Here is a 9,481-nt window from a genome sequence, read left to right on the forward strand (position 1 = left end):
TATTGAGGTTCCACAGCTAGAGCGTAAATTGGAGCCGCCATTTTTATGGCGGCTCTGCGCTTTTTGGGGCGGTGTTTAATTGCCGAAGCCCCGTAGCTAGCTCTGACGACGCAGCATCAAAAGCCCGATCGACAGCCCCGCAGCACCCAGCACCAAAACAGGCAAGGCCCAGCTTCCGACCATCACCAGAAGCGATGTCCCCGCCGACGGACCAACAATCGCGCCCAGCGTATAGCTTTGCGAGACAATCACCAGCACGCCGACCTGATATCCCTGCCCGCGCCCGCTGGCGGCAATCAGGACAGCCGCGGTGTAAAGCCCGGCAACAGCAACGCCCAGCATGAACTGGATGGACGCGGCGATCACGCCATATCCCGCCAATGCCATTGGCACAGCCCCGATCAAAAGCAGCCCGAAACACAGAGAGGCCAGTTTGGTTGGCCCGGCCTTGTCAGAGATATAACCCACCAGCGGCTGACACACGGTTCCACCGAAGACAAATACCGCCGCCATCCACAAACCGGCGTCGGCAAGCCCGGTATCGCGTTGGGCCTGAAGTGGTAAAACCGACAAAAAGCAGATTTCAACAAACCCCGCGACCAAGGCGATGACCACCAGATCCCAGTTATCCATCCAGCGCCGCAGTGCGGCCCCGGCCCCCTTGCCTGTGGACGCCATTTCGATGGTCGGCAGGAAAAACGCACAGACAAGCGCAATCGCGCCTGCCAACACCGCCAGTCCTGACATGGCGAAGGCATCATCACCCAACCAGCCGATCAGGATGGGGCCAAGAACGATCCCCAGCCCCATCAGGGTTTCGTGAAAACCGACAACACGACCGACCTTGTCGCGGGGTGCCAGTTGCACAATCAGCCCGTCACAGATCACCCAGCGCAGGATCAGGCCGACACCGGCAAACAGTGTTGCCGGCAGAACCCAAACCGATTGCGGCGCATACATCACAACCGCAATCAAAAGACAGAATGACGCGCTGCTGATCAAAAGCGGGATCACCGGATGGGTTTTGCGCAGGATGGCGGCGACAAAAAATCCGCCAACCAGATCGGCAATCCAGTACAGCGACAGCATCATACCGCCATGTTGTTCGCCCAGCCCCGCATTGGTCAGCGCCAGCGGCAACAAGGTATCGATCACCCCGATCTGGATCACTTGCGACACAAAGGAGGCAAGATTGACCAAACCCAGCGACATCGCCGTTCCAGGCGGGATTGATATTGATTTCAAAAACAGTCTGGCTGGCATGAAAGGCCCTCCTTGCGATGCTTGGCACCGTTCGGGGACCTGACACGGGTGTCTGGCGACAGGTCGAAAATCGGATTTGCAGGCCTTGACACTCACCAAGTGCGAACCGCGTTTTTGTCGCAGTTCTTCCTGTCGGTGGCCACGTTAATTCGAAGCAGCAGAGCTTTCAATCCACATTCGCACAATTTTCGGTTGTCGATGTTGCAGCTTGTCATTCGGGGTCATCATCGCTAGGTATCTCATAGCGCTATATTTTTCATGGAATGCTTGATGTCCCCGGCTTTGACCATCCGTCCCTATTCCGAAGGTGCCCTTAGTCAGGCAGCAGCGAAGCTGCGCGCCGGTGAGCTGGTGGCCTTTCCGACCGAGACGGTGTACGGGCTTGGGGCGGACGCAACCAATGCCGATGCGGTGGCGGGGATTTATGCCGCCAAGAACCGGCCAAGCTTTAATCCGCTGATCAGCCATTTCCCCGACCGCGATGCAGCGGCCAAGCATGCATTATTTGATGCGCGCGCCGATAAGCTGGCCGCGGCATTCTGGCCGGGTGCGTTGACACTGGTTCTGCCCCGCCAAGCAGACAGTGATGTTTGTGATCTGGTCACAGCCGGTCTTCCCAGCATTGCCGTGCGGGTTCCGGCCCATCCGATGGCGCGTGAATTGTTGCGTGCGGTGGGCCGCCCGGTTGCGGCCCCGTCTGCCAACCGGTCTGGCAAGATCAGCCCGACCACCGCCGCCCACGTTGCGCAGTCGCTGGGTAATGCGATTGGCATGATCCTCGATGGCGGGCCGTGCGGGGTTGGGCTTGAAAGTACGGTGATTGACCTGACCACCGATCGGGTGGTGATGCTGCGCCCCGGCGGGGTGACAGCCGATCAGGTTTCGGAACTGCTGGGTACGGATGTTGTCATGGCGGAAAGCGATGACACCGCGCCCAAAAGCCCCGGCATGATGACCAGCCATTATGCGCCGGGCCTGCCGGTGCGGCTTGACGCCACTACCGCCGATCCGAGCAAGTACGGCCATGAGGTCCTGCTCGGTTTTGGCGATTGCAATACCAAGGGGTTTGATGCGGTGTTATGGCTCTCGAAATCGGGCAATGATATCGAGGCCGCCGCCAATCTTTTTGCCAAGCTGCATGAAGCCGATCAGAGCCACTTTGCCGGAATTGCGATTGCACCGATCCCGGACAAAGGACTTGGCATTGCGATCAATGACCGTCTGAAACGCGCGAGCGCCCCGCGCGCGCCACATGATGCCACGTAAAGGAACAGCGCCATGTCGTTCCTGCCAGAAGCCGCACTTGATGAATTAAAGGACCTGCTGGGCCCCAAGGGTTTCAGCATGGAAAGCGACGTTCTGGCCGCCCATAATGCTGAGGCGCGTGGCAAGTTTGAAGGCCATGCCGAAATCATCCTGTTTCCGGCCAGTACCGAGGAAGTCGCCAAGGCAGTTGCCATTTGTGCCGCCCATGACATCGCGATTGTCCCGCAAGGCGGCAATACCGGACGCTGTGGCGGGACGGTTGCCGATAGCAAACAGGTCCTGATCAACCTTAAGCGCATGAACCGCGTCATCGAGATTGACGAGCGTGATTTTACCGCCACGGTCGAAGCCGGTGCGATCCTGCAAACCATTCAGGAAGCGGCTGCAGAACAAGATCTGCTTTTCCCGCTCTCGCTGGGCGCCGAGGGCACATGTCAGATCGGTGGCAATCTTGCGACCAATGCCGGGGGATTGAACGTTATTCGATACGGCAATGCGCGTGATCTCTGCCTTGGGCTTGAGGTCGTATTGCCCGATGGCACGGTGTGGAACGGCTTGTCCAAGCTTCGCAAGGACAATACCGGCTATGACCTGCGTGATCTGTTTATCGGCGCGGAGGGCACGCTTGGCATTATCACCAAGGCGACGCTAAAGCTTTATGCCCAGCCAAAACACATCGCCACCGCCTGGATTGCCGTGCCGTCGCCGGAATGCGCGATTGACTTGCTTGCACTTGCGCGCCGCCATACCGGCGATGCGATTGCGGCGTTTGAGCTGATCAGCAGTTTTGCCCATGATCTGTCGGTGACGTATCTTAAGGGCCTGACGCGTCCGCTTGCGACCAAGACGAACTGGCATGTCTTGATCGAGCTGACATCGTCGCGCCCGAAGGATGATCTGGAAACACTTCTGGTCGATCTGTTGGCGCAGGCGGTTGAGATCGGGCTTGCGACGGATGCCACCCTTGCCCAGTCCGAGGCACAGCGTAAAAACCTGTGGGCGATCCGCGAAGGCATCCCCGAGGCACAAGGCTATGAAGGCGGATCGATCAAACATGATGTATCGGTGCCGGTTTCAAAGGTTGCCGATCTTTTGAAGCGCGGCATGGCGAGTGCGGATGCGCTGATACCCGGCATTCGCCCCTGCCCGTTTGGCCATGTTGGCGATGGCAATATCCATTTCAACTTCACCCAGCCCGCCACCATGGACAAGCAAGCCTATCTTGCGCAGTGGGAAAGCCTGAATACTGTCATTCACGACATTGTTGCCGAGCTTGGCGGATCGATCAGTGCGGAGCACGGCATCGGGCAGCTTAAGCGCGATGAGCTTGCGCATTATGCCAGTGTGGAAAAACTGAAATTGCTGCATGCGATCAAGGCAGCAATTGATCCAGATGGCAGGCTTAATCCGGGCAAGGTTGTATAATCACCGCTGTCGCCACCCTGCCCGTACCTGCGTCCCCCGCCTAAAAGATGGAAGATCGCCCCATGTTCTCTGTCGAGACCTATGCCCCGCTTGATCACGCCAAACCGATTGCCGAGAATATCTGGATCTTTGACGGTCCGGTGATCGGGTTTCAGTATGCTGGCCTTAAGCTGCCCTTCCCGACCCGGATGACGGTTATCCGCCTTCAAAGCGGTAAACTGTTTGTCCATTCGCCGATCCGGCTCAATGAAACGCTTAAGGCCGAGGTCGATGCGCTGGGCGAGGTTGCCTATCTGATTGCGCCCAACACCATCCATTACGCCGGTGTGCCCGACTGGCAAAAGACCTATCCGAATGCAAAGGCGTTTTGTGCACCCGGTGTGATCAAACGCGCCAAGTCGGTCGGGATTACGGTCAATTTTGATGCGGAGCTTGCCGATACGCCGGAGTCTGAGTGGGCCGGTGAGATCAAACAGGTTCTGGTGCGCGGCAGTTATTTGAACGAGGCGGTGTTTTTCCATCCCGCGTCCAAAACCCTGATCCTGACCGACCTGATCGAAAACTTCGAAGCGCCTAAAATCAAAAGCCCGATCTGGCGGTTTATGGTCAGGCTGTTTGGCACCATGGCCCCGCATGGCAGCACGCCGCGTGACATGCGCCTGACCTTTGCCGGGTATAGGGAAAGCGTGCGCAAGGCAGTCCACACCATGATTGGCTGGAACCCAGACTATGTCGTTCTGGCGCATGGGCGCTGTTATGACACCGATGCCGTGGCGGAGATTAAGCGCGCCTTTTCCTGGGTGTTGAAATAGTAAAAATGCAAGGGCGCCCCGGTCGGGACGCCCTTTAACGTAAGTACGCGGCAAGGGTTACTCGGCCGGGCCTGCCCACGGGGTCATGGCATTGAGTTTGTCCTGACGGCGTTCGTCGCCGGACTTGCCCCAATCGCCACCGAAGGCTGCTTCTTCCCAGGAACCGTAGCTCGGGTTGGGCAGCATGAACCAGCGTTCGCCCCAGTAATTGCCGTATTTTTCCATGACTTCGAGACGTTCAGCAATCGAGCCATCGATTTCATCAGTGAAGTCACCGAAATTGTCACCAAACTGCATGATCACGCGATAGTCTTCGGCCACAGCAGCCCGGCGCGGGGTTTTGTTAGAGCCCCATTCTTCGACTTCGCCGCGCAGCATGACATGCTTTTCATCCGCGTATGGGAAGCCATATTTCTTGAGGTTTTCGATGGTGGGTTCTTCTTCCGGTGCCTTGCGGTTCGAAACATAGAAGACTTCAACACCGCGGGCGGCTGCCGCCTTGGTGAATTCCAGCGCGCCCGGGGTCGGGGTGGAAATCATGTCGTGCACAAAGGCTGCCCAGGTTTTGGAGCTGTAATGGGTTTTGTCGGTGACAACCCATGCCTGATAGGCGGAGTTATCCAGAACGGTTTCATCAACGTCCAGAATGACTGCCGGTGGCTTGGTCATATAGTTGCCGTCCTGCTCGAGCGCTGCGGTCCAGCTGTGATCGCCAATGGCGGCATCGAGCAAACGGGTCGCACCGGCATAGACCGACATGGCGGTCGTTTTGTATTCGACCGAGGTCTGCAGCCACAGCGTGCCGTTCAGGCCGTCATTCTGTTCCGGCTCGGCCTGTGCGCCGAATGCGCAAAGCGCACTGGTCGCAACAATGACAGCAACGCCAAATGATTTTGCGATAAAGGTCATGTGTAGTCTCCCTGTTGATTTCCCGACGCATTGCGTCTGACCATGCAGTCAGGATTTCATAACCATGCCACCGCAGTGCGATAAAGAAAAAGCCTTTTTCCAGAATCAATTGGAAAAAGGCTTTTGCAATCGGTTTAACAAAGCCGCCAACGCCTTGACGCACACTCTGTTTCAGGCGGTTGGGCGCTTCTCGAACGTGGCAAAGCCATCTTCAAGCGCCGGTTCTTCGTGAATGCGATCAACGCGCGCATGGGTCGGGCCATCGTGACAGGCGGTGATCATGGATTGCACCACCTTGGCCGGGCCGCAAAAGACCGCCTCGACCGAGCCATCATTGCGATTACGCACCCAGCCGGTCAGATCGCGTTTGCGGGCTTCTTCGACGGTCCAGGCGCGATACCACACACCCTGCACCCGGCCTTCGATCCGGGCGTGGACGGCGATGTTGCCATCCCCCGTTGACGGGTCGGGGCTTGTATCGGTCATGATCGGGCCTCCTACCTTGTCGATGGTTTTATCCCGGGCTTATTTAGCGCCGGGGATCTTGGCATGCAGGTGGGCGGTGTCCTGAAACTTCTGTTTCTGTTCATCCGACGCCGGCGCCTGATGATTATCCTTCCAGGCGTCATAGGTCATGCCATAGACGACTTCGCGCGCCCCATCATAATCCATGGCGACACCGCGTTCGCGGGCGGCTGCCAGATACCATTTGGCCAGACAGTTGCGGCAGAACCCGGCAAGGTTCATCAGATCGATATTCTGAACATCCTTGCGATCCTGAAGGTGCATGACAAGGCCACGAAAGGCAGCGGCTTCGAGTTCGAGCTTGGTTTGCGGATCAAGATCGGCCGCCGGGCCGTTGGCCAAGACGGCCTCGGTGGACATTTCAGAACCGGCGCAATCAGACATGTTCCATACTCCCGCTGGTCTTTTCGTTTTCGAGTTTTTCGATAATTCCGGGCACATGGGCAATGCTTTCAGCCGTGATGACCTTGTCATTGTCAATCTCGGTCTGATCGACCATTTCATGGACCCAGGTGATTTCATATGGAATGTGGATCGCGGTCGCGCCACACGCAAGGACCGGCAGAATATCGGATTTCATTGAATTGCCGATCATGATCGCCTCTTCGGGATCGACGCCATAGCGGCCAAAGATGTTGCGATAGGTCAGCGGGTCTTTCTCCGAGACGATCTCGATCCCGTCAAACAGGTCCTCGAACCCGGAGCGATCAATCTTGAGCTGCTGGGCGATCAGATCGCCCTTGGTAATCAGGACCACCTTGTAATTCGGGTGCTTGGCATATTGCTTGAGCACTTCCTCGGCCCCGTCAATGATCCGGGTGGGCGCGCGCAGCATGGATTTGCCGGTTTCGGCCAGTTTGTGGATATCCTCGGCGCTGATTTTGCGATCAGACAATTCGATCGCGGTTTCAATCATCGACAGGGTAAAGCCCGTCACGCCATAGCCATAGATGGAAAGGTTGGCCAACTCGGCCTGATAGAGACGATCATCAACCTGTTCGGGATCAACATAATGTCCCAGCATTTCGCGAAGCTGCACATGGGCTTGGCGGAAAAGTGGCTCGTTGTGCCACAGGGTATCGTCGCCATCAAAAGCAATCAGCTTGTACATTCTTAAGCCTCGTTTCTTGTTATTGGATGGCCGCAGGCACGTTCAATGCGTTGGCAGTCAACCTCGATGTTCACAGGGTATTACGGCCTCAATTCACGACCATATGGCAGTGCAAACGCCCCGTAAAGCCCCGTTATCTGTATTTAATATGCGTGAAACGGATCGGAAAGGCCTTGAAAACACAAGTGTTTGAACAGGTTATAGAAAAGGCGCTGCCGGGATAACCGGACAGCGCCATATTTGGAGCATTCAACTTCTGATCTAGGCTTCAACAATCTCGCCTACGCCAAGCGGATTGGAGAATTTAGCGTGTTTGGACCAACCTTCGCCTCTCCATCCTCACTTAGGTTCACAACCCTTAACAAACTCAACAGTCCAGGCCAGCGAGCCATTTCACCACCACCTCGAGGCTCTTCTTCGTGTTTCCAAGCTTTCGGATGACACCAAAAATGCACTGCATGGATACCGCTCTCCATTGCAATGTTGAGTGCGTTCTGCACAACCTCAAGGTATTCTTCTTCAGTAACTTCTGCTGAGACAGGTACTCTAGGCATTACAAACGTCAAACTCGCTTGCAAGTCAGCACCTTGATTCTTGCATGCATCAAGATCACCCTCCAAGAACCAACCTTTGATCGTGCCATCTCTAGTACCTGGCACAAGCAGCCGCTGCTTTGCTTCTATCTCCACAGTTCGTTGTCCCCGTTTTTGACAGATGTACAGATCACAACGGCCGTCGTTCTCTTCTTCCCCCACGTACTTCTTCGTCACATACTCTTCCATCGAAATCAAACCTGACTGCCAGCAGGCTGCTTGAAGGAAAGAAATGGTGGCACGTTCATTGAAATAATGAGGGAGCTCCTTCCACTTGAAGGCTTTCCCATACTGTTCTAGGTTTTTTGAAAACTGCTCAAAAGCGGGTTTCAAAAAACTCAATTCGCTTGAAAAACGCGATACCTGCCGCACAAATTCCCCCCTAAATAGAAATGCCGCGACACATTTAAAACATGTCGCGACACTAATGTCCCGTATTTATGAGGGGATGCTTATTCGTCTTTTTCGAACTCGATGATGATGGCATCGACCGAGAGGTTAGCGCCCTGCTCGGCGTGGATCTTTTTGACGACACCCTTGCTTTCGCACTTCAGGACGTTTTCCATCTTCATGGCTTCAAGAATGCAGAGCTCCTCGCCTGGCTGGACGGTCTGGCCTTCCTCGACCGAGACCTTGACCAGCAAGCCCGGCATTGGCGAGAGCAGGAAGTTTGACATATCCGGCGGGGCCTTGAACGGCATCAGTTTTTGCAGCTCTGCCACGCGTGGCAGCATCACCTTGAAGTGGCGCTGAATGCCGTTAGCGGCGAGTTTGTACCCCACCCCTTCGATATCGATCTGCACACAGACCGGGGCACCATCGATTTCGCCAACGAACAGCGGATCGCCGATCTTCCAGTCCGAGACCACGCCATAGCTGCGATCACCGATGGCGACAATGTAATCGCCGTTAACACCATCGAACTCGATATCGAACGGGGTATGGTCATCCCCGCAAACCGCGACCCAGCTTTCGGCGATTTCAAGCGGATGGTCACTGACCTGACCGGTGATGCCGGCATTGCGTTCGGCGTGGCGTTGATTGATGTAGGCCGCGACCACGATCAGGGTAGCCGGATCATCGTTGGGCAGATCATCGGCCGAGAAACCATCCGGGTATTCTTCGGCGATGAAGTTGGTGGTGATGTTGCCATCCTGGAAGCGTTTGTTGGCCATCACAGCGGCCAGGAACGGGATATTGTGCGAAATGCCACGAATGTAATAGGCATCAAGCGCGCGACGCATTTCGCCAATCGCCTGATCGCGGTTTTCACCATAGGTGATCAGTTTCGCGACCATCGGGTCATAGAACATCGAAATCTCGCCGCCTTCATAGACGCCGGTATCTACACGTACGGTGTCGGATTCCGCAGGCGGCTGATAACGCACCAAGCGCCCCGTGGACGGCAGGAATTCGCGGAAGGGATCCTCGGCATAGACGCGGGTTTCCATGGCCCAGCCGGTCAGTTTGACGTCATCCTGCTTAAGCGTCAGCTTTTCGCCATCGGCGATCTTGATCATCCATTCGACAAGGTCCTGACCGGTGACAAGTTCGGTCACCGGATGTTCGACCTGAAG

General features: G+C 56.1%; 10 protein-coding genes. 3 read left to right on the plus strand and 7 right to left on the minus strand.

Annotation, left to right across the window (positions count from 1 at the left end; translation table 11 throughout):
- Window positions 1-96: 96 nt before the first annotated feature.
- The gene (locus B2T33_RS05955; protein ID WP_286791416.1) at window positions 97-1,263 is read right to left on the minus strand and encodes an MFS transporter; all 1,167 of its coding nucleotides are present in this window, start codon (window positions 1,261-1,263) and stop codon (window positions 97-99) included.
- Window positions 1,264-1,533: 270 nt separating this feature from the next.
- Between B2T33_RS05955 and B2T33_RS05960 the strand changes: the two genes are divergently transcribed.
- The 3 genes from B2T33_RS05960 to B2T33_RS05970 all read left to right on the plus strand — a co-directional run bounded on the left by B2T33_RS05960 (window position 1,534) and on the right by B2T33_RS05970 (window position 4,766).
- Window positions 1,534-2,529: an L-threonylcarbamoyladenylate synthase gene (locus B2T33_RS05960; protein WP_286791419.1), complete on the plus strand. Its 996-nt coding sequence runs from the start codon at window positions 1,534-1,536 to the stop codon at window positions 2,527-2,529.
- A 12-nt stretch (window positions 2,530-2,541) separates the two neighbouring features.
- Window positions 2,542-3,954, plus strand: coding sequence for an FAD-binding oxidoreductase (locus tag B2T33_RS05965; protein ID WP_286791421.1), 1,413 nt, complete (start codon window positions 2,542-2,544; stop codon window positions 3,952-3,954).
- Window positions 3,955-4,016: 62 nt separating this feature from the next.
- Entirely contained in the window at window positions 4,017-4,766 is a 750-nt protein-coding gene (locus B2T33_RS05970) for a DUF4336 domain-containing protein (RefSeq protein WP_286791422.1), read from the plus strand.
- 57 nt (window positions 4,767-4,823) lie between these two features.
- Here B2T33_RS05970 and B2T33_RS05975 read toward each other — a convergent pair whose 3' ends face one another.
- The 6 genes from B2T33_RS05975 to B2T33_RS06000 all read right to left on the minus strand — a co-directional run.
- Window positions 4,824-5,675, minus strand: a complete 852-nt coding sequence (locus B2T33_RS05975) for a 5'-nucleotidase, lipoprotein e(P4) family (RefSeq protein WP_286791424.1) — start codon at window positions 5,673-5,675, stop codon at window positions 4,824-4,826.
- 171 nt (window positions 5,676-5,846) lie between these two features.
- On the minus strand, window positions 5,847-6,161 hold the full coding sequence (locus tag B2T33_RS05980) for an acylphosphatase (protein WP_063087058.1): 315 nt from the start codon (window positions 6,159-6,161) through the stop codon (window positions 5,847-5,849).
- Window positions 6,162-6,200: 39 nt separating this feature from the next.
- Window positions 6,201-6,560 carry a DUF1244 domain-containing protein gene (locus B2T33_RS05985; RefSeq protein ID WP_051007682.1) on the minus strand — a complete coding sequence of 120 codons (360 nt, stop codon included), beginning with the start codon at window positions 6,558-6,560 and terminating at the stop codon, window positions 6,201-6,203.
- Between the two features lie 16 nt (window positions 6,561-6,576).
- Window positions 6,577-7,311, minus strand: a complete 735-nt coding sequence (locus B2T33_RS05990) for an HAD family hydrolase (RefSeq protein WP_197145325.1) — start codon at window positions 7,309-7,311, stop codon at window positions 6,577-6,579.
- A 281-nt stretch (window positions 7,312-7,592) separates the two neighbouring features.
- Window positions 7,593-8,276 carry a hypothetical protein gene (locus B2T33_RS05995; protein ID WP_197145326.1) on the minus strand — a complete coding sequence of 228 codons (684 nt, stop codon included), beginning with the start codon at window positions 8,274-8,276 and terminating at the stop codon, window positions 7,593-7,595.
- An 80-nt stretch (window positions 8,277-8,356) separates the two neighbouring features.
- Window positions 8,357-9,481, minus strand: a 1,125-nt coding sequence (locus B2T33_RS06000; RefSeq protein ID WP_286791437.1) for a biotin/lipoyl-containing protein, incomplete at its 5' end; no start/stop codon positions are given.

Origin of the sequence: Thalassospira sp. UBA4513, assembly GCF_002388495.1 — a bacterium.
Classification (GTDB): Bacteria; Pseudomonadota; Alphaproteobacteria; order Rhodospirillales; family Thalassospiraceae; genus Thalassospira; species Thalassospira tepidiphila.